This window comes from Enterobacter asburiae (assembly GCF_001521715.1).
GTDB classification, from domain to species: Bacteria; Pseudomonadota; Gammaproteobacteria; order Enterobacterales; family Enterobacteriaceae; genus Enterobacter; species Enterobacter asburiae.
In genome coordinates this window covers 758,855-778,289 of the sequence record NZ_CP011863.1, presented here as the reverse complement: position 1 = coordinate 778,289, position 19,435 = coordinate 758,855, and the positions used below count along the sequence as shown (strand labels likewise).

The 19,435-nt window shown below is 59.8% G+C and carries 21 protein-coding genes and 1 riboswitch; of the genes, 15 read left to right on the top strand and 6 right to left on the bottom strand.

What is annotated here, in order from left to right; genetic code table 11:
* Positions 1-365 precede the first annotated feature (365 nt).
* Both putA and ACJ69_RS03790 read left to right on the top strand, forming a co-directional pair.
* On the top strand, positions 366-4,328 hold the full coding sequence (gene putA, locus ACJ69_RS03795; RefSeq protein WP_059346468.1) for a trifunctional transcriptional regulator/proline dehydrogenase/L-glutamate gamma-semialdehyde dehydrogenase: 3,963 nt from the start codon (positions 366-368) through the stop codon (positions 4,326-4,328).
* A gap of 51 nt (positions 4,329-4,379) precedes the next feature.
* Complete coding sequence (locus ACJ69_RS03790; protein WP_059346467.1) at positions 4,380-4,775, top strand: lysozyme inhibitor LprI family protein; 396 nt, start codon at positions 4,380-4,382, stop codon at positions 4,773-4,775.
* Here ACJ69_RS03790 and rutR read toward each other — a convergent pair.
* Positions 4,772-5,410 (bottom strand): HTH-type transcriptional regulator RutR, encoded by a 639-nt coding sequence (gene rutR, locus ACJ69_RS03785; RefSeq protein WP_029742089.1) that lies wholly within the window; start codon positions 5,408-5,410, stop codon positions 4,772-4,774. The two genes, ACJ69_RS03790 and rutR, sit on opposite strands and share 4 nt — an antisense overlap.
* A gap of 245 nt (positions 5,411-5,655) precedes the next feature.
* Between rutR and rutA the strand changes: the two genes are divergently transcribed.
* From rutA to rutG, 7 genes are read left to right on the top strand one after another with little or no spacing between them, the layout of a single operon-like run.
* Complete coding sequence (rutA, locus tag ACJ69_RS03780) at positions 5,656-6,747, top strand: pyrimidine utilization protein A (protein WP_059346466.1); 1,092 nt, start codon at positions 5,656-5,658, stop codon at positions 6,745-6,747.
* Entirely contained in the window at positions 6,747-7,436 is a 690-nt protein-coding gene (gene rutB / locus ACJ69_RS03775; protein WP_028012657.1) for a pyrimidine utilization protein B, read from the top strand. The genes rutA and rutB overlap by 1 nt, the downstream gene beginning before the upstream one ends.
* 11 nt (positions 7,437-7,447) lie before the next feature.
* Positions 7,448-7,834: a pyrimidine utilization protein C gene (gene rutC / locus ACJ69_RS03770; RefSeq protein ID WP_010429508.1), complete on the top strand. Its 387-nt coding sequence runs from the start codon at positions 7,448-7,450 to the stop codon at positions 7,832-7,834.
* 7 nt (positions 7,835-7,841) lie between these two features.
* Positions 7,842-8,642, top strand: coding sequence for a pyrimidine utilization protein D (rutD, locus tag ACJ69_RS03765; RefSeq protein WP_059346465.1), 801 nt, complete (start codon positions 7,842-7,844; stop codon positions 8,640-8,642).
* Positions 8,643-8,651: 9 nt separating this feature from the next.
* On the top strand, positions 8,652-9,242 hold the full coding sequence (locus ACJ69_RS03760) for a malonic semialdehyde reductase (RefSeq protein WP_054830357.1): 591 nt from the start codon (positions 8,652-8,654) through the stop codon (positions 9,240-9,242).
* A gap of 9 nt (positions 9,243-9,251) precedes the next feature.
* Positions 9,252-9,746: an NADH-dependent FMN reductase RutF gene (gene rutF / locus ACJ69_RS03755; protein WP_023311082.1), complete on the top strand. Its 495-nt coding sequence runs from the start codon at positions 9,252-9,254 to the stop codon at positions 9,744-9,746.
* Positions 9,747-9,767: 21 nt separating this feature from the next.
* On the top strand, positions 9,768-11,090 hold the full coding sequence (rutG, locus tag ACJ69_RS03750; protein ID WP_054830356.1) for a pyrimidine utilization transport protein G: 1,323 nt from the start codon (positions 9,768-9,770) through the stop codon (positions 11,088-11,090).
* Here rutG and ACJ69_RS03745 read toward each other — a convergent pair.
* Together ACJ69_RS03745 and ACJ69_RS03740 are read right to left on the bottom strand one after the other, a co-directional pair.
* The gene (locus ACJ69_RS03745) at positions 11,078-12,001 is read right to left on the bottom strand and encodes a DMT family transporter (protein WP_059346464.1); all 924 of its coding nucleotides are present in this window, start codon (positions 11,999-12,001) and stop codon (positions 11,078-11,080) included. The genes rutG and ACJ69_RS03745 overlap by 13 nt on opposite strands.
* Positions 12,002-12,118: 117 nt before the next feature.
* Positions 12,119-12,289 carry a con-10 family general stress protein gene (locus tag ACJ69_RS03740; RefSeq protein ID WP_023311077.1) on the bottom strand — a complete coding sequence of 57 codons (171 nt, stop codon included), beginning with the start codon at positions 12,287-12,289 and terminating at the stop codon, positions 12,119-12,121.
* A gap of 390 nt (positions 12,290-12,679) precedes the next feature.
* Here ACJ69_RS03740 and wrbA point away from each other — a divergent pair, with 390 nt between their 5' ends.
* Positions 12,680-13,276: an NAD(P)H:quinone oxidoreductase gene (gene wrbA / locus ACJ69_RS03735; protein ID WP_023311076.1), complete on the top strand. Its 597-nt coding sequence runs from the start codon at positions 12,680-12,682 to the stop codon at positions 13,274-13,276.
* A 20-nt stretch (positions 13,277-13,296) separates the two neighbouring features.
* A complete protein-coding gene (locus ACJ69_RS03730; protein ID WP_008499832.1) occupies positions 13,297-13,524 on the top strand; it encodes a YccJ family protein in 228 nt (75 codons plus the stop codon).
* A 33-nt stretch (positions 13,525-13,557) separates the two neighbouring features.
* Here ACJ69_RS03730 and agp read toward each other — a convergent pair whose 3' ends face one another.
* Positions 13,558-14,799, bottom strand: a complete 1,242-nt coding sequence (gene agp, locus ACJ69_RS03725) for a bifunctional glucose-1-phosphatase/inositol phosphatase (protein WP_059346463.1) — start codon at positions 14,797-14,799, stop codon at positions 13,558-13,560.
* Between the two features lie 152 nt (positions 14,800-14,951).
* Here agp and ACJ69_RS03720 point away from each other — a divergent pair, with 152 nt between their 5' ends.
* Positions 14,952-15,395 (top strand): winged helix-turn-helix transcriptional regulator, encoded by a 444-nt coding sequence (locus ACJ69_RS03720; RefSeq protein ID WP_059346462.1) that lies wholly within the window; start codon positions 14,952-14,954, stop codon positions 15,393-15,395.
* A gap of 125 nt (positions 15,396-15,520) precedes the next feature.
* Positions 15,521-16,315, top strand: a complete 795-nt coding sequence (locus ACJ69_RS03715) for an SDR family NAD(P)-dependent oxidoreductase (RefSeq protein ID WP_059346461.1) — start codon at positions 15,521-15,523, stop codon at positions 16,313-16,315.
* A 1-nt stretch (position 16,316) separates the two neighbouring features.
* Here ACJ69_RS03715 and ACJ69_RS03710 read toward each other — a convergent pair whose 3' ends face one another.
* Positions 16,317-16,676 (bottom strand): winged helix-turn-helix transcriptional regulator, encoded by a 360-nt coding sequence (locus ACJ69_RS03710; protein WP_023335206.1) that lies wholly within the window; start codon positions 16,674-16,676, stop codon positions 16,317-16,319.
* Between the two features lie 100 nt (positions 16,677-16,776).
* On the opposite strand from ACJ69_RS03710, the gene ACJ69_RS03705 reads away from it, so the two are divergent.
* On the top strand, positions 16,777-17,526 hold the full coding sequence (locus ACJ69_RS03705; protein ID WP_029741836.1) for an SDR family oxidoreductase: 750 nt from the start codon (positions 16,777-16,779) through the stop codon (positions 17,524-17,526).
* A 1-nt stretch (position 17,527) separates the two neighbouring features.
* Here ACJ69_RS03705 and ACJ69_RS03700 read toward each other — a convergent pair whose 3' ends face one another.
* Positions 17,528-18,031: a DedA family protein gene (locus tag ACJ69_RS03700; protein WP_054830410.1), complete on the bottom strand. Its 504-nt coding sequence runs from the start codon at positions 18,029-18,031 to the stop codon at positions 17,528-17,530.
* A gap of 159 nt (positions 18,032-18,190) precedes the next feature.
* A riboswitch (M-box (ykoK) riboswitch) is annotated at positions 18,191-18,360 on the top strand.
* A 60-nt stretch (positions 18,361-18,420) separates the two neighbouring features.
* Between ACJ69_RS03700 and ACJ69_RS03695 the strand changes: the two genes are divergently transcribed.
* Positions 18,421-19,422, top strand: coding sequence for a magnesium transporter (locus tag ACJ69_RS03695; protein WP_054830409.1), 1,002 nt, complete (start codon positions 18,421-18,423; stop codon positions 19,420-19,422).
* Positions 19,423-19,435 lie beyond the last annotated feature (13 nt).

Below are 19,435 nucleotides of genomic sequence, written 5' to 3'. Positions count from 1 at the left end.
CGGAACGAGGTGAATGTATCTTGTGTTTCGGTTGGGCGCGCTATCCTGCCGTATGCGCCTTCCGCTGACAAACGATTTAACACTGCATTTACATCAATTTCATCCCCGGTTTGATACGAGTTTCCTATAGGTTGCACTCGCTCACGCTTTTACGGGTTGCACCTTTGAAAAGTGTTAACTGCCGCATAAAACCAGGCTTCCCGCACAAAAGCCAGCGTGTTTTTCCAGCTAACCATTCGTTAACAATCCATTCATTTTCCGGGTTGCAAACCAGGTCACATTTAACACGGTTGCACAAAGTTGCAACATGGGGGATATTTCACGCTATCTACAGAACGCTATTACAGAACAACAGGAGCTTTGGCATGGGTATGACCACCATGGGGGTTAAGCTGGATGACGCAACCCGCGAACGGATTAAGACCGCAGCAACCCGCATTGACCGCACGCCGCACTGGTTAATTAAGCAGGCGATTTTTAACTATCTCGAAAGACTCGAGAGCGATGAGGGCCTGCCGGAGCTGCCTGCCCTGCTGGCCGGCGCGGCGAACGAAAGCGAGGAGGCTCCAGCCGCTGGCGACGAGAACCATCAGCCGTTCCTCGAATTCGCCGAGCAGATCCTGCCGCAGTCCGTCAGCCGTGCCGCCATTACCGGCGCCTACCGCCGTGCCGAAACCGACGCCGTGCCGATGCTGCTGGAGCAGGCTCGCCTGCCGGAAGCCATTGCCGCACAGGCGCACAGCCTGGCGTATCAGTTAGCCGACAAGCTGCGCAACCAGAAAACCGCCACCGGCCGCGCCGGGATGGTTCAGGGTCTGCTGCAGGAGTTTTCCCTCTCGTCTCAGGAAGGCGTGGCGCTGATGTGCCTCGCGGAAGCGCTGCTGCGTATTCCGGATAAAGCTACCCGCGACGCGCTGATCCGCGACAAGATCAGCAACGGCAACTGGCACTCCCACATTGGCCGCAGCCCGTCGCTGTTCGTCAACGCGGCAACCTGGGGCCTGCTGTTCACTGGCAAACTGGTCTCCACCCATAACGAAGCCAATCTCTCCCGCTCTCTGAACCGCATCATCGGCAAGAGCGGCGAGCCGCTGATCCGCAAGGGCGTGGACATGGCGATGCGCCTGATGGGCGAGCAGTTCGTTACCGGGGAAACCATTGCCGAAGCGCTGGCGAACGCCCGCAAGCTGGAAGATAAAGGTTTCCGCTACTCGTACGACATGTTGGGCGAAGCGGCCCTGACCGCCGCCGACGCGCAGGCCTACATGGTCTCATACCAGCAGGCGATCCACGCTATCGGTAAAGCGTCCAACGGTCGCGGTATTTATGAAGGCCCGGGCATCTCCATTAAGCTCTCCGCCCTGCACCCGCGCTACAGCCGCGCGCAGTACGACCGGGTGATGGAAGAGCTCTACCCGCGCCTGAAGTCCCTGACCCTGCTGGCGCGCCAGTATGACATCGGCATTAACATCGACGCCGAAGAGGCCGACCGTCTGGAGATCTCCCTCGATCTGCTGGAAAAACTGTGCTTCGAGCCGGAGCTGGCAGGCTGGAACGGCATTGGCTTCGTTATCCAGGCCTACCAGAAGCGCTGCCCGTTCGTCATTGATTACCTGATTGACCTGGCAAGCCGCAGCCGCCGTCGCCTGATGATCCGTCTGGTGAAAGGCGCCTACTGGGACAGCGAAATCAAACGCGCCCAGATGGAAGGGCTGGAAGGCTATCCGGTCTATACCCGCAAGGTTTACACCGACGTCTCTTACCTCGCCTGTGCGAAAAAACTGCTCGGCGTGCCGAACCTGATCTATCCGCAGTTCGCTACCCACAACGCCCACACCCTGGCGGCAATCTACAGCCTGGCCGGGCAGAACTACTATCCGGGCCAGTACGAGTTCCAGTGCCTGCACGGCATGGGTGAACCGCTGTACGAGCAGGTCACCGGTAAAGTGGCGGACGGCAAGCTGAACCGCCCATGCCGAATCTATGCTCCTGTGGGAACGCACGAAACCCTGCTGGCGTACCTGGTGCGTCGTCTGCTGGAAAACGGCGCGAACACCTCCTTCGTTAACCGCATCGCCGACACCACGCTGCCGCTGGACGAGCTGGTGGCCGACCCGGTCCAGGCCGTTGAGAAGATGGCGGCGCAGGAAGGCCAGGTTGGCCTGCCGCATCCGAAGATTGCCCTGCCGCGCGAGCTGTACGGCAAAGGCCGCGTCAACTCGGCGGGTCTGGATCTCGCCAACGAACACCGTCTGGCGTCCCTCTCCTCTGCCCTGCTCAACAGCGCGCTGCAGAAGTGGCAGGCTAAACCGATTCTGGAGCAGCCCGCTGCTGACGGCGACATGCAGCCGGTGATCAACCCGGCCGAGCCGAAGGATATCGTCGGCTACGCGCGTGAAGCGACCGAAGCGGAAGTGGATCAGGCGCTGGACAGCGCGGTGAACAACGCCCCTATCTGGTTCGCCACCCCGCCGCAGGAGCGCGCCGCGATTCTGGAGCGTGCAGCGGTGCTGATGGAAGATCAGATGCAGTCGCTCATCGGCATTCTGGTACGCGAGGCGGGTAAAACCTTCAGCAACGCGATTGCCGAAGTGCGCGAGGCCGTCGACTTCCTGCACTACTACGCCGGTCAGGTGCGCGATGACTTCGATAACGAAACCCACCGTCCGCTGGGTCCGGTCGTCTGTATCAGCCCGTGGAACTTCCCGCTGGCGATCTTCACCGGCCAGATTGCCGCCGCCCTGGCCGCAGGCAACAGCGTGCTGGCAAAACCGGCAGAGCAGACCCCGCTGATTGCCGCTCAGGGTATCAACATTCTTCTGGAAGCCGGCGTGCCGGCGGGCGTGGTTCAGCTGCTGCCGGGCCGTGGTGAAACGGTCGGTGCCAAACTGACCTCCGATAACCGCGTGCGCGGCGTGATGTTTACCGGCTCGACCGAAGTGGCGTCGCTGCTGCAGCGCAACATTGCCACCCGTCTGGATGCACAGGGTCGCCCTACGCCGCTCATCGCGGAAACCGGCGGGATGAACGCCATGATCGTTGACTCCTCCGCGCTCACCGAGCAGGTGGTGGTCGACGTGCTGGCCTCCGCGTTCGACAGCGCCGGTCAGCGCTGCTCCGCTCTGCGCGTGCTGTGCCTGCAGGACGACGTGGCGGACCACACGCTGAAGATGCTGCGCGGCGCGATGGCCGAATGCCGCATGGGCAACCCGGGCCGTCTCACCACCGACATCGGACCGGTGATCGACGCGGAAGCCAAAGCCAACATCGAAAACCACATTCAGACCATGCGCGCGAAAGGCCGTCCGGTGTTCCAGGCGGTGCGTGAGAACAGCGAAGATACCCGCGAATGGCGGACCGGCACCTTTGTGCCGCCAACGCTGATTGAGCTGGCAAGCTTCGACGAGCTGAAAAAAGAGGTCTTCGGCCCGGTGCTGCACGTGGTGCGCTACAACCGTAACAACCTGAACGAGCTGGTTGAGCAGATCAACGCCTCCGGCTATGGCCTGACGCTCGGCGTGCATACCCGTATCGACGAGACTATCGCGCAGGTGACCGGCAGCGCCAAAGTGGGCAACCTGTACGTCAACCGCAACATGGTTGGCGCGGTCGTGGGCGTACAGCCGTTTGGCGGCGAAGGCCTCTCCGGCACCGGTCCGAAAGCGGGCGGTCCGCTCTACCTGTACCGCCTGCTGGCGAACCGTCCGGAGAACGCCCTGGGCGTCACCCTGGCACGCCAGGATGCGGACTATCCGGTGGATGCGCAGCTGAAAGCCGTGCTGACGCAGCCGCTGGAGGCGCTCATCTCATGGGCGGAAAAACGTCCTGAGCTGCGTGCCGTCGCCCAGCAGTACGGCGAGCTGGCGCAGGCGGGCACGCAGCGTCTGCTGCCGGGTCCAACCGGCGAGCGCAACACCTGGACGCTGATGCCGCGCGAGCGCGTGCTGTGCGTGGCCGATAACGAGCAGGACGCGCTGGTGCAGCTGGCCGCCGCGATGGCTACCGGCTGTGAAGTGCTGTGGCCGGAAGATGCCCTGCATCGCGATCTCGCCAAACAGCTGCCGAAGGCGGTCTCGGCCCGCATTCGCTTCGCGAAAGCCGATAACCTGCTGACCCAGCCGTTTGATGCGGTGATCTACCACGGTGATTCCGATCAGCTGCGCGAACTGTGCGAGCAGGTTGCGGCCCGCAGCGGTGCCATCGTTTCGGTACAGGGCTTCGCCCGCGGGGAAACCAACCTGCTGCTGGAGCGTCTGTACGTGGAGCGCTCGCTCAGCGTCAACACCGCGGCGGCAGGCGGTAACGCCAGCCTGATGACAATAGGCTAACGCTGTGCTAATAAGGCTCCGGAGACGGAGCCTTATTTTATTGGGGAGTATATGAAACGATATCTTATCGCCAGTGCAGCACTGCTAATAAGCGCCAGCGCGCTGGCCGACGAGTGCGACAAAGCGACCACCCAGCTTGAACTGAATACCTGTAGCGCGCAGCAGTACCAGGCTGCCGATAAAAAACTCAACCAGACCTATCAGGCCGCCGTTAAGCGTGCAGCGGCACCCCAGCGCGACCTGCTGAAAAAAGCGCAGCAGGCGTGGATTACCCTGCGCGATGCGGACTGCGCCTTTATCGGTTCGGGGACGGAAGGCGGGAGCGTCCAGCCAATGATTGTTAACCAGTGCCTGGCGGAAAAAACCGTCGAGCGCGAAGCGTTTCTGGCCTCGCTGATGCAGTGTGAAGAGGGCGACTTAAGCTGCCCTCTCCCGCCGGGGAACTAGCGCAGGCGGATCCCTTCGATAATCATCCGCTGCACGTTTTCCAGCGTGCTGTGGAAAAACGCCTCGTCCTGCAGCGTTTTACCGGTCACCGCTTCAACCTGGGCCGCAAAGTCAGCGTAATGCTGGGTGGAGGCCCAAATCATAAAGATCAGATGATGCGGGTCGACCGGAGCCAGCTTTCCGCTGGCGACCCATCCGGCAATAATGGCCGACTTATCGTCCACCAGCTGCTTTAAATCTCCGGTGAGTTCCGCCTGCAACAGCGGCGCGCCCTGCAGCATCTCAAGACAAAACAGCCTTGATGCCTGCGGGTAATCGCGCGACACCTCCAGCTTCAGGCGAATGTACTCTTTGATCGCCACCAGCGGGGCCAGCTCTGCGCGGAAGGCCTTCAGCGGCGCCAGCCAGATATCGAGGATCTGCTGCATCACCGCGATATAGAGCGCCTCTTTCGACGGGTAGTAGTAGAGCAGATTGGTTTTGGATACCCCGGACTGCTCCGCCACCTGCTCCAGGCGCGTGCCGTGAATACCAAACTGCGAAAAAGTCTCCAGCGCCGCGCTGAGGATCGCCTGCTTCTTGGCACTCACCGCCTGCGAACGTTTACCTGGTGTTTTCACTGCGCCTTGTGTCATTCCCGCTCTCCTTATTCTGCGTTGCCCTCAGCATAGCAAAACCCCCGTCTCGCCACGACATCCTGCACTCCGATCGCGCATGAATGCCTGTTTTCTGTGCAAAGTTTTTGACCAGTTAGTCCACATTTAGCCGCATCAATCCACCAACTTCTAATTAACACATTAATAACACTGCCATTTTCAAAACTGGCACTGCCTTTGCAAAAACACCGCTACACCTGCGACGTAATGAAGAGAGGTTCGTGATGAAAATTGGCGTATTTGTACCGATCGGCAACAACGGCTGGCTTATCTCGACCGCTGCACCGCAGTACATGCCGACCTTTGAGCTCAATAAAGCCATCGTGCAGAAAGCGGAACACTACCATTTCGACTTTGCGCTTTCGATGATCAAGCTGCGCGGCTTTGGCGGCAAAACCGAATTCTGGGACCACAACCTGGAGTCCTTTACCCTGATGGCCGGGCTGGCCGCGGTCACCTCGCGGATCCAAATCTACGCTACCGCCGCCACGCTCACCCTGCCCCCGGCGATCGTGGCGCGCATGGCCTCCACCATCGACTCCATCTCCGGCGGGCGCTTTGGCGTCAACCTGGTCACCGGCTGGCAAAAACCCGAGTACGAGCAGATGGGGCTCTGGCCGGGTGACGACTACTTCTCGCGTCGCTACGACTACCTGACCGAATACGTCCAGGTGCTGCGCGACCTGTGGGGTACCGGCAAAAGCGATTTCAAGGGTGACTTCTTCACCATGAACGACTGCCGCGTCAGCCCGCAGCCGTCTGTGCCGATGAAGGTGATTTGCGCCGGACAGAGCAACGCGGGGATGGAATTTTCCGCCAAATACGCCGACTTTAACTTCTGCTTCGGCAAAGGCGTGAACACGCCTGCCGCCTTCGCCCCGACCGCCGCACGGATGAAAGAGGCCGCCGACAGGACCGGGCGCGATGTGGGCTCCTACGTGCTGTTCATGGTGATCGCCGACGAAACCGACGACGCCGCGCGCGCCAAATGGGAGCGCTATAAGGACGGCGCCGACGAGGAGGCCCTGAGCTGGCTCACCGAACAGAGCCAGAAGGATACCCGCTCCGGGGCGGATACCAACGTCCGCCAGATGGCCGACCCGACCTCCGCCGTCAATATCAACATGGGCACCCTGGTCGGCTCTTATGCCAGCGTCGCCAGAATGCTTGACGAAGTGGCGGCCGTGCCCGGTGCGGAAGGCGTTCTGCTGACCTTCGACGATTTCCTGACCGGCGTGGAGACCTTCGGCGAGCGCATCCAGCCGCTGATGCAGTGCCGCGCCCACATTCCTGCCGTCACGAAGGAGGTGGCGTAATGACGACCCTTAACGCACGCCCGGAAGCCATCACCTTCGCGCCGCAGCAGAGCGCGCTGATCGTGGTGGACATGCAAAACGCCTACGCCAGCCAGGGCGGTTATCTGGATCTGGCGGGGTTCGACGTCTCCGCCACCCGGCCGGTGATTGAGAACATTAAAACCGCCGTTGCCGCCGCGCGCGCCGCGGGCATGCTCATCATCTGGTTCCAGAACGGCTGGGATGACCAGTACGTCGAGGCCGGCGGCCCTGGCTCGCCCAACTTCCACAAGTCGAACGCCCTTAAAACCATGCGTAAACGGCCCGAACTGCAGGGCAAGCTGCTGGCGAAAGGCGGCTGGGACTATCAGCTGGTGGATGAGCTGGTACCGCAGGCGGGCGATATTGTCCTGCCCAAACCGCGCTACAGCGGCTTTTTCAACACCCCGCTCGACAGCCTGCTGCGCAGCCGGGGCATTCGTCATCTGGTGTTTACCGGAATTGCCACCAACGTCTGCGTGGAGTCGACCCTGCGCGACGGCTTTTTCCTCGAATATTTTGGCGTGGTGCTGGAAGACGCGACCCATCAGGCCGGGCCGGAATTCGCCCAGAAAGCAGCCCTGTTCAATATTGAAACCTTTTTTGGCTGGGTCAGTAACGTTGCAGATTTCTGCGACGCCCTGAATCCCCCGCTCGCCCGTATCGCCTGAGGAGACACCTGATGCCGAAATCCGTAATCATCCCGCCGGGTACCAGCACGCCGATTGCCCCGTTTGTTCCCGGCACCCTCGCCGACGGCGTGGTGTATGTCTCCGGCACGCTGCCGTTTGATAAAGACAACAACGTGGTGTTTATCAACGACCCAAAGGCGCAAACCCGCCACGTGCTCGAGACGATCAAAACCGTGATCGAAACGGCGGGTGGCACGATGGAGGATGTGACCTTCAACAGCATCTTTATCACCGACTGGAAAAACTACGCCGCGATTAACGAGATTTACGCCGAGTTCTTCCCCGGCGATAAACCGGCGCGATTCTGCATTCAGTGCGGGCTGGTGAAGCCAGAGGCGCTGGTTGAAATCGCCACCGTTGCGCACATCGCGAAGTGAGGCAGGTATGAAACTTTCCGTCTCGCCGCCGCCGTACGAGTGCGCGCCCGTGGTGGTCTTTATTTCCGGTCTTGGCGGCAGCGGCAGCTACTGGCTGCCCCAGCTGGCCGCGCTGGAGCCGGAGTATCAGGTGGTGTGCTATGACCAGCGGGGAACGGGCAATAACCCTGACACCCTGCCGGAAGGGTACAGCCTTGCGCAGATGACGGACGAGCTGGCCCAGGCGCTGGCGGATGCCGGGATTGCCCGCTACTGCGTCGTGGGTCACGCGCTGGGGGCGCTGGTCGGCCTGCAGCTGGCCCTCGACAGGCCAGACGCCCTCACCGCGCTGGTATGCGTCAACGGCTGGCTGACCCTCAACGCCCACACCCGCCGCTGCTTTCAGATCCGCGAGCGCCTGCTGCATTACGGCGGCGCGCAGGCGTGGGTCGAAGCGCAGCCGCTGTTTCTCTACCCGGCGGACTGGATGGCCGCCCGCGCACCTCGCCTGGAGGCAGAAGAGGCGCTGGCGCTGGCCCATTTCCAGGGCAAATCCAACCTGCTGCACAGGCTCAGCGCCCTGAAAAAGGCCGACTTCAGCCGCCATGCCGCGCGCATTCGCTGCCCGGTACAGATTATCTGTTCCGCCGACGACATGCTGGTGCCCTCCGTCTGCTCGTCGGAACTGCAGGCGGCGATCCCGCACAGCCGCAGCGCGGTGATGCGCCAGGGCGGGCATGCCTGCAACGTCACCGAGCCGGATACCTTTAACACCCTGCTGCTGAACGGGCTTGCCAGCCTGCTGCACAGCCCGGAACCCGCTTTATAAGGAGCTTTAATGAGCGAAGCCATTACCCCCGCCGCGCTGGAAACGCTGTTTACCGGCGCCCGCACCCACAACGGCTGGCTGGATATGCCCGTCAGCGACGAAACGCTGCGCGAAATCTACAACCTGATGAAATGGGGGCCCACGTCCGCCAACTGCTCCCCGGCGCGAATTGTGTTTGTGCGAAGCGCGGAGGGGAAAGAGAAGCTGCGCCCGGCGCTCTCCAGCGGCAACCTCGAGAAAACGCTCACCGCCCCGGTCACGGCGATTGTTGCCTGGGACAGTGAATTCTACGAGCGCCTGCCCGAGCTGTTCCCACACGGCGATGCAAAGAGCTGGTTTACCGCCAGCCCCGCGCATGCGGAAGAGACCGCCTTTCGCAACAGCTCAATGCAGGCCGCCTACCTGATTTTCGCCTGTCGCGCCCTGGGGCTGGACACCGGCCCGATGTCGGGATTTGACCGCCAGAAGGTCGACGAGGCCTTTTTCACCGGCACCACGCTTAAAAGCAATCTGCTGATCAACATTGGCTATGGCGATACCCGCAAACTTTACGGGCGCCTGCCGCGTCTGGACTTCGACGATGCCTGCGGGCTGGCGTAAGGAGCGATTATGACGACACCGGATAAACAAACCTTTCGCGACGCCATGGCCTGCGTTGGCGCGGCGGTCAACATCATCACCACCGACGGCCCGGCGGGGATGGCAGGCTTCACCGCCAGCGCGGTGTGCAGCGTCACGGATTCACCGCCTACCCTGCTGGTGTGCCTGAACCGCGGCGCGTCCGTCTGGCCAACCTTTAGCGAGAACCGCACCCTTTGCGTGAATACCCTGAGCGCAGGACAGGAGCCTTTATCTAACCTGTTTGGCGGGAAAACGCCGATGGCGGAACGCTTTGCCGCCGCCCGCTGGCAGACGGGCGACACGGGCTGTCCGCGCCTGGAAGATGCGCTGGCCTCGTTTGACTGCCGCATCAGCCAGGTGGTGAGCGTCGGCACCCACGACATTCTTTTTTGCGACATTATTTCGATTATTCGCCACCCCGCGCCGCAAGGGCTGGTGTGGTTTGACCGCGGCTACCACGCGCTTATGCGCCCCGCCTGTTAACCCGCTCTAAGGAGACAGACCATGTTCGGATTTCCCCACTGGCAGTTGAAATCGACCTCCACAGAAGCAGGCGTGGTCGCGCCGGATGAACGCCTCCCGCTCGGGCAGACGATGGTGATGGGCGTTCAGCACGCGGTCGCCATGTTTGGCGCCACCGTGCTGATGCCGATGCTGATGGGACTCGATCCCAACCTGTCTATTTTGATGTCGGGTATCGGTACCCTGCTGTTCTTTTTCATCACCGGCGGGCGCGTGCCCAGCTATCTCGGCTCCAGCGCCGCCTTTGTCGGGGTGGTCATCGCCACCACCGGATTTAACGGCCAGGGGATCAACCCCAACCTGAGCGTGGCCCTCGGCGGCATCATCGCCTGCGGCCTGGTGTACACCCTGATTGGTCTGGTGGTGATGAAAATCGGCACGCGCTGGATCGAGCGAATGATGCCCCCCGTCGTGACGGGCGCCGTGGTGATGGCGATAGGCCTCAATCTCGCCCCGATTGCGGTCAGGAGCGTCTCCGCCTCGCCGTTTGAAAGCTGGATGGCGGTGATCACCGTGCTGTGCATCGGCCTGGTGGCGGTGTTCACGCGCGGCATGATCCAGCGGCTACTGATCCTGGTTGGGCTGATTGTCGCCTGTCTGGTCTACGCCCTGCTGGCCAACGTTTTCGGTCTGGGAAAGCCGGTTGATTTTACCCTACTGCATCAGGCCGCCTGGTTTGGCCTGCCGAAGGTGACCTCGCCCACCTTTAACACCCAGGCGATGATGCTTATCGCACCGGTGGCGGTGATCCTGGTGGCAGAGAATTTAGGCCACCTGAAGGCGGTTGCGGGAATGACCGGGCGCAGCATGGATCCGTACATGGGCCGCGCGTTCGTCGGTGACGGTCTGGCGACCATGCTCTCCGGTTCCGTGGGCGGCAGCGGCGTCACCACCTATGCCGAAAATATTGGCGTGATGGCGGTGACCAAGGTCTACTCGACGCTGGTCTTCGTGGCGGCGGCGGTGATGGCGATGCTGCTCGGCTTCTCGCCGAAGTTCGGCGCGCTGATCCACACCATTCCGTCACCGGTCATCGGCGGGGCATCGATTGTGGTGTTTGGGCTGATCGCCGTGGCCGGGGCGCGTATCTGGGTGCAGCATCGAGTCGATCTCAGCCAGAACGGCAACCTGATTATGGTGGCGGTCACGCTGGTGCTGGGCGCGGGCGATTTTGCCCTGACGCTGGGCGGGTTTACGATTGGCGGGATTGGTACGGCGACCTTCGGCGCGATCCTGCTTAACGCCCTGCTGAGCCGCCGGATGGCCGCCGCGCCGCAGGGCGCCGTCGTGCATCAGGATTCCTGATTTAACGCCGCGCTGTCATTTTCTGGCAGCGCGTTTTTCTTCCGTTTGAGCTTTAACTCGCTCACCAGCACCCCGGCGACAATAAATGCCGCGCCCACCAGCGCCAGAAGCGGCAAGCGCTCACCAGCAATGCGTCCGAAAATTCCCGCCCAGACCGGTTCGCCGGTATAAATCACCGTCGCGCGGGTTGGCGATACGCTGCGCTGCGCCCAGTTCATGGTGACCTGAATAATGGCGCTGAAGATACCCAGCCCCAGTGCGACCACCACCAGGCCGGTGGACATCGGCGGCACGGATTCACCTGCCGGAACCATCGTCGCAAACGCCACCAGCGACGCCGTGGCGAGCTGCACCACCGTCACCCGTTTGACGTCGACCTTGCCCGCCCAGGCGCTAATCAGAATAATTTCCGCAGCAATGGCAATCGCCCCAATCAGGGTGATGATTTCGCCCGGCCCCAGCGCAAGCAGGTTGTTTTCCGGGCCGGCCAGTAGGATCAGGCCGATAAACGCCAGCACGATGCCAATACATGACATCAGACCCGGAATTCTGCCGAGACAGAGCCACTGCAATAGCGGCACCAGCGGCACATACATCGCTGTGATAAACGCGGATTTGCTGCTGGGGATGGTCTGCAATCCCCACGTTTGCAGGCTGTAGCCCATCGCTATCGCCACCCCAATCGCCACGCCGGCCTTAAGCTCTGTAAGCCTCAGCCCCCGCAGCGTTTTAAGTGAAATCAGCCCTACGGCAAGCGCCGCCGTCGCAAAGCGCAGGCCAACAAAAAAGAACGGGTCGCTGAGGGTCACCGCGTACTGAACGGCCAGAAACGTCCCGCCCCAGAACATGGTGATGAGGATGAGGATGGCTTCCTGCGGTTTAACGGAGAATTTGAAGCGTGAGACAGACATGCGGCACTCGCGGTTAAGATCAATTCTCTAGTGTGCGTTGCCTTTGGTTACAGTTCAATGTTGCAGAAATAAAAAAACCGCCGGGAGATCCCGGCGGCAGGGGTTCAACCCGGCGTGTTACTTACTGCTGCCGTGGCTGTTTTTGCCCCCTTTCTTGCCAGCTTCAGATGCGCGTTGCGGGTCATTCTTGAAGTTGCCCCCGCTATGCTGGCCACCTTTACGGCCTGCTTCTGATGCTCTTTCACGGTCTTCTGCGAAATTACCTGAACCACCACGATGGTTTGCCATCTCTAACCTCCAGAATGTGAAACATTAGACATCATATTGCATTCAGTAAAAGAGGATTCTTTCACCTCGCAACACAAGGACAGTGCCTTTATCTGTGCCGCGTGAAACTAAGCTTAGTGGAATGCCGCTATCCGGCAAGCCGCAGGTAATATTCTGCAACATGAACTCAGCCTTTCGGGTGAGATGACGCGACGGTGATTCATAAACCTTTCTTATCATTTCAAAAATCCGCCGCCAAAAAGTTGTATCATTTTGCTACAACGCCTTTTTGTAACCATATTGTTATAAATCAAAGAAATGCCGTTCATTTTTGCAGTCTGGCTGTGATGGCATATCTTTAAAAGAAGGCAGCGATCCGCTGTCAGAAAAACCAACGAGGAGTGATGCAAAATGGCAAAAGTTCTGGTGCTCTATTATTCCATGTATGGACACATTGAAACCATGGCTCACGCGGTAGCAGAAGGTGCAAACAGGGTTGATGGCGTTGAGGTTGTGGTGAAACGCGTACCGGAAACCATGCAGGCGGAAGCCTTCCTGAAAGCCGGGGGGAAAACGCAAAACGCTCCGGTCGCCACCCCGCAGGAGCTGGCGGACTATGATGCCATTATCTTCGGCACCCCAACCCGCTTCGGCAATATGTCAGGCCAGATGCGCACCTTCCTCGATCAAACCGGCGGGCTTTGGGCATCCGGGGCGCTCTACGGCAAACTCGCCAGCGTATTCAGCTCAACCGGCACCGGCGGCGGTCAGGAGCAGACGATTACCTCAACCTGGACTACCCTTGCTCATCACGGGATGGTGATTGTGCCGATTGGCTACGGCGCCCAGGAGCTGTTTGACATTTCCCAGGTGCGTGGCGGTACGCCGTACGGCGCAACCACCATTGCCGGTGGGGATGGCTCACGTCAGCCAAGCAATGAAGAACTGTCTATCGCCCGCTATCAGGGTGAATACGTCGCGGGTCTGGCCAAAAAACTGAACGGCTAATACCCAACAGGAGGACAAGCATGCCAACTCAAGAATCCAAAGCTCACCACGTGGGCGAATGGGCAAGTTTACGCAACACCTCTCCGGAGATTGCCGAAGCTATCTTTGAAGTCGCGAAGTACGATGAAAAGCTGGCCGAGCAGATTTGGGAGGAAGGTAACGATGAGGTGCTGGTGCGCGCCTTCGAAAAAACGGATAAAGACTCGCTCTTCTGGGGCGAGCAAACCATCGAACGTAAAAACGTCTAAGCGTTTGCCCCCGCCGCAGCGGGGGGTTCTCCTTTACTTCGCCGCGTTATTCATTACCGCATTGAATTTATCGACAGGACAGAAGCCGTTCGCATCCACCGGGCAGCCTTTCAGCTCCAGCGTCACGCGCTGCGCGGGCGACTGAAGCGACAGCACGCTGGCGTTACGCAGCTGCTCTGAACTCTGGTAGACATACTCAATTTTCATCAGCTCCTGATTGGCGTTTTTGTCATGCCAGCGCTGGAAGACAATCTTGCCGCCAATGGGGGTGCGCTCCTGCTGGTCGTGCAGCTGATACGGTTTGAAATCCAGGGCCGTCAGCAGGGAAGCAATGTTCGAGTCATGCCCCACCAGCAGGGTGATTTTCGGCGCTTTTGCCTGTTCGGTGACCAGCGTTTTATCAATGTACTTCACCAGCGGCTTCGCCACGTTTTGCGCCACTTCCGTGGAGGTAAACAGCGAATCCTGATAGCCGTTCTTCAGCTTCGACAGCACGCGCCACTGCTGGTCGGTTTTGATTTCGCCCCAGGCCACCTGGTCGGCCGGGAAGCCTTCGTAATACTGCAGCGTGAACGCGTCCACCAGCGAGTTGCCCACCTTCAGCGGCCCGGATACGCCAGGCTCTTTTTCATAGTCGGCGCTGAAGGTATCTTTCGCGTCCGCCAGCGAGCAGACCTTTTTCTCTTTGCAGGACGGAGAATCGGGGTAGTTCGTCATCTGCTCCAGCAGCTTATAGCTTTCGGTAAGCTGCATTTTCTGCCGCTCGGACTCCATCGCCTTGAGCGCTTTTTCGCGTAATTCCGGCGAGTTATCGGTAATCACCGGATTAAAGGTCGGATCCATGGTGCCCATTTTTTCCTGATGGTGCACGGGAACGTCGCAGCCCGGGAACGCGCCGGTGATGAAGAACTGCGCGGTCGCGACGGTACGCTGCAGGCTGTTGGCGTAAGCATAAACGCTATCCGCCGCTGGGCACTCTCCCGTCTTCACCATCCCCTGCTGCGCCAGCCACTCGCGCATGTAATGGCCCATATAGACTTCCAGCACGCCGCCCTTGGTGGTGAGCTGACCGCCCGGCACCTCCCACTCCGGCCACTGCTTCGGAGTGGACTGCTCCAGCACGCTGCCGTTATTGGCGAGCGGCGCGCGCAGGTTATGGCGACTCATGATTAAAACTTGCTCCAGCTGATACCCTTCCGGCGTCTCTTGCGCCTGCACGCCAAACGTTGCTGAAATGGAACCGGCGACCGCCAGCGCGAGTAGTGCTTTTCTCATCCCTAATTCCTCACTCGTTTTAAAATGTCGCGTTCAGTGTGACAGATTGGTGACAATTTTCCGGGAAGCATTTCTCAAACTGATGATTAACGTGCTTACGGTGTGTACCAATAAGTTTTATAATAAAACCACACACCACCGGAGAATTGACCGTGAAACGTACCCGCCTCGAAGAGAGCACCTGCCCCGTCGCCCGTTCGTTGGATATCATCGGCGACTGGTGGTCGCTGCTGATCGTGCGCGACGCGCTGCGCGGGATTAAACGCTTCGGCGAGTTCCAGAAAAGTCTCGGCATCGCGAAAAACATGCTGACCGCGCGGCTGAAACTGCTGGTCGACGAAGGCATCCTCCGGCTTCAGCCCGCGTCCGACGGCAGCGCCTGGCAGGAATACGTCCTGACCGAAAAGGGGCGCGCCCTGCAAACGGTGCTGGTTGCCCTCTCCCAGTGGGGCAATGAATTTTTGTTTGCGGATAACGAATGCGGCACCGTGCTGGTCGATGCTGAACAGCGCAAACCCCTGCGCAAGCTGGCGCTTATCGCCGACGATGGGCGCGAACTGACGCCTGAAGAGATCGTGGCAAAACTTCCCTCCTGATCGTAACCGACGGCAAAAGCACAAAATGCTCAGCAAAATGGTTGCATTATAAAACCAAATAGCAGAGAGTTTATTCAGTTTCATCTTGAAACCAAATAACCCACTTTGCCTTGAGGAAACACACGATGACTACGCAAATCACCACCGCCCTGATTACGGGTGCCTCTTCCGGGATTGGTGCCGTTTATGCCGATCGCCTTGCCGCGCGCGGCGCTAACCTGGTGCTGGTCGCTCGTCGCGAAGATCGCCTGAAAGCCCTCGCTGCCGACCTGCGCGCGCGCTATGGCGTAGCCGTCGATATTCTGGTGGCCGATCTTACCGATGAAGCCGGCATCAGCGCCGTGGAAGAGGAGCTGCGCAGCAATACCGCCATTGATACGCTCATTAACAACGCTGGCACCGCGCAGATGGCGCCGTTCCTCGCAGGCGATGTGGCGCAGCATCAGGCCATTAACACCCTGAACACCACGGCGCTGATGCGTTTGACCTACGCCATCCTGCCCCGCCTGGCGCAGAACAATCGCGGCACGCTGATCAATATCGCGTCCGTGCTGGCACTGCACGTCCGGGCGGGCAGCGCGCTCTACAGCGCCACCAAGGCGTGGGTTCTGAGCTTTACCCGTGGGTTACAGGAAGAATTTGCCGACAGCAGCGTGCGCATTCAGGCCGTGCTGCCCGCCGCCACGGCGACGGAAATCTGGAGCCATTCGGGCGTCACGGTAAACGATCTGCCGGAAGGATCGGTGATGACCACCGACGATATGGTGGATGCATCGCTGGCGGGTCTGGATCAGGGTGAACCGATCACCATCCCGCCGATGCACGACGCCGGCCTGTGGGATCGCTACGAAGCGGCGCGCCTTGAGCTGTTCAACAGCGCGCGCACCGGCATTCCGGCACCGCGCTACGTGAAACAGTAGCCTAACGCTCAAGCTGGTCGCCGTACTCGCTCATCCAGGCGGCCAGCGGCGAGAGTGCGTCCTGCAGGGTTAGCCCCAGCTCGGTGATTTGATACTCCACGCGCGGGGGGATCTCCGGGTAGACCGTCCGCGTCACCAGCCCGCGCTGCTCAAACAGGCGCAGCTGCTTCGTCAGCTCTTTCTGCGTGATGGGGGCAGCGGCCCGCAGCAGATCGCCAAAGCGTACGGGCGTGTTGAACACAATCAGGCGGTAGAGAATGGGGATCGCCCATTTACCGGAAATCAGGTTCACAAACTGCGTCATCGGGCAGGTATACGCCTCAGATTTTTTTTCACAGCAAACCTCCAGCATTTCTGCCATAGCACACCTCTTGCCTCGTTAGTATCCATTTGGTACCTGGTTTCCTTTCGATACTAACGTTTCTATAGTGCTTTCTCCAGTGACATTTCAGGAGAAGAACATGGGTCGTTTAACAGATAAATATACGCTGATTACCGGCGGCACCAGCGGCATCGGCCTCGCCACCGCGCAGGCGTTTATCGCCGAAGGCGCGCGCGTCGCCGTGACCGGACGCAACCCGGACACCCTCGCCGAAGCAGAACGTATTCTTGGCGATAAGGCCTGGGTGATCCCGACCGATGCGGGCGATATCGCGTCGCAAAAAGCGCTGGCGGAAACCCTCGCCGCCCGCTGGCCGCGCCTCGACGCGGTGTTTCTCAACGCGGGCGACGTGACGCACGCGCCGCTGGAAGCCTGGCAGGAGGATGCCTGGGACCGCCTGATGGGCATCAACCTGAAGGGACCCTTCTTTTTAATTCAGGCGCTGCTGCCGCTGCTGAATAACCCGTCGTCGGTGATCCTCTGCGGCTCCGTGAGCGCGCGCATCGGCCTGCCCACCAGCAGCGTGTATGCCGCGAGCAAGGCCGCCCTGCTGTCGCTGGCGCGCACGCTGTCGGCGGAGCTGCTGCCGCGCGGGATCCGCGTCAACGGCCTGAGCCCCGGTCCGGTGGAAACCCCGGCGTTTACGAAGACGGGCTTAAGCGACGAGGCGCTTAACGCGATGATGGCAGAGATCATCAAGCTGGTGCCGCTCGGCAGAATGGGCTCGACGACGGAGCTGGCAAAAGCCGCGCTCTATCTGGCCTCCGATGAGTCGAGCTACACGGTGGGAACGGAGCTGCTGGTGGACGGCGGAATGGGGAGTTTGTAACTCAAAAGGCGCTGATGCCGGTGACGATGCCGACATACAGCGCCGCCCATGCGCAGGCGGAAAGCAGGCTGACGGCGTAGACCTTGACTGCATTCAGCCTGAGCATCCCCGCCGCCAGCGGGACGATGTAGCGCAACACCGCCAGAAAACGCGACGTAAACAGCACGATGACGCCGTTCTTTTGCAGCTGATGCTGTATCCGCAAGAACTTATCGGCATGCTTTGAGGTAAAACGCGTGACCAGCCGGGTGTGCCCCATCAGTCGGCCGATATGGTAGTTCAGCACCGAACCCGCCGCTGCCCCCAACACCACGGCCAGCCAGGCCTGCACAGGATGCATGCTCGCCTGGCTGACGGTAATGCCCGCCAGCAGCATCACCGAGGCGGGCGGCAGCACGGAGGAGACTAGCACCGTCGATTTACTCAGCGCCATCACAAATAACAGCGCGAAAAGATGTGCCGGATACAGCGCAAAATGATTCAGCAGATTATCAAACCACGCCATTCTCCCCTCCTCCGTTGGTTATTTAATCCTCCATTAGAAATGAATTAACTTAAATAAACCCTCAACATTTTATTAATAAAAATCGTCTAAACCGTTCTTAAACATTATTTAATTTCCTGAGCGGTAAATTTAAATAAGCGTATTATTCCTCTCGTTTTACAACGATCTCGTTATGGCGAGGCTCCTGTACAAATACACGTTATCGCTCTGGTAGGTTCGAGAGAATCGACACAGGGTAAAACAGGCACTGTCGAATCAAGGCTTTGTCAGTATAACTTCCCTTACGGGATACGGTGTACAGTGCTGAACCCAGGACGTGGGGATCTCCTCTTCGACATGCCCTGTCTTGCTCGCCCCTGAGAGATGTTATTATTCAAAGGGAATTCACTATGTCTTACGCTATTCACAACCAGAACCTGGCATTCAATGACAGCGCCATCGCGCAATATATGAATACCGATTTTATTGTCCTCGATATTTCATTATGCGTGGCGCTGGCGCGCGAGCAATTCTTCGAAAAATTAAAAGACGACGATATTCCGTCTCATATTTTTATTGAAGACAATGGCCGCCTGGCGGGCATGATTGCCGTGCGTAAATTGCTGCAGACCGCCGACACGGTACAGCCGATGAAATCGCTGATGATTTCGCAGTTTTTGCAGGTCAAACCGGAGGATGAACGTGCCGACGTTGCCGGACTGCTGGCGCACGGCGGCGCGGACGTGGTGCCCGTGGTCACCCACGGCAAGCTCGTCGGCTGCCTGACCGAGCGCGAAATCGCCCATCTGCTGGAAGATGACGTCACCGAAGACGCCCAGCTTCAGGGGGCAACGCTGCCGCTGGAGAAGCCCTATCTGGACACCAGCCCGTACAGCCTGTGGAAGAAACGCTCCGTCTGGCTGCTGCTGCTGTTTGTCGCGGAGGCCTACACCAGCTCGGTGATCCAGCATTTTGAAGAGGCGCTGGAGTCCGCTATCGCGCTGGCGTTCTTTATTCCGCTGCTGATCGGCACGGGCGGCAACAGCGGGACGCAGATCACCTCCACGCTGGTGCGCGCCATGGCGCTGGGGGAAGTCCGTCTGCGCGACGTGGGCCGCGTGCTGCGTAAAGAGATGACCACCTCGCTGATGATTGCCGCCACGCTCGGTATCGCCGGGTGCATTCGCGCCTGGATGATGGGGATTGGGCTGGAAATCACCCTTATCGTCAGCCTGACGCTGGTGTGCATAACGCTCTGGAGCGCGATCGTGTCGTCCGTCATTCCGATGGTGCTCAAGCGCTGCGGCATTGACCCGGCGGTTGTCTCCGCGCCGTTTATCGCGACGCTTATCGACGGTACCGGGCTGATTATCTACTTTAAGATCGCGCAATATACGCTGGGGCTGGAGTAACGCTGACCTTGCC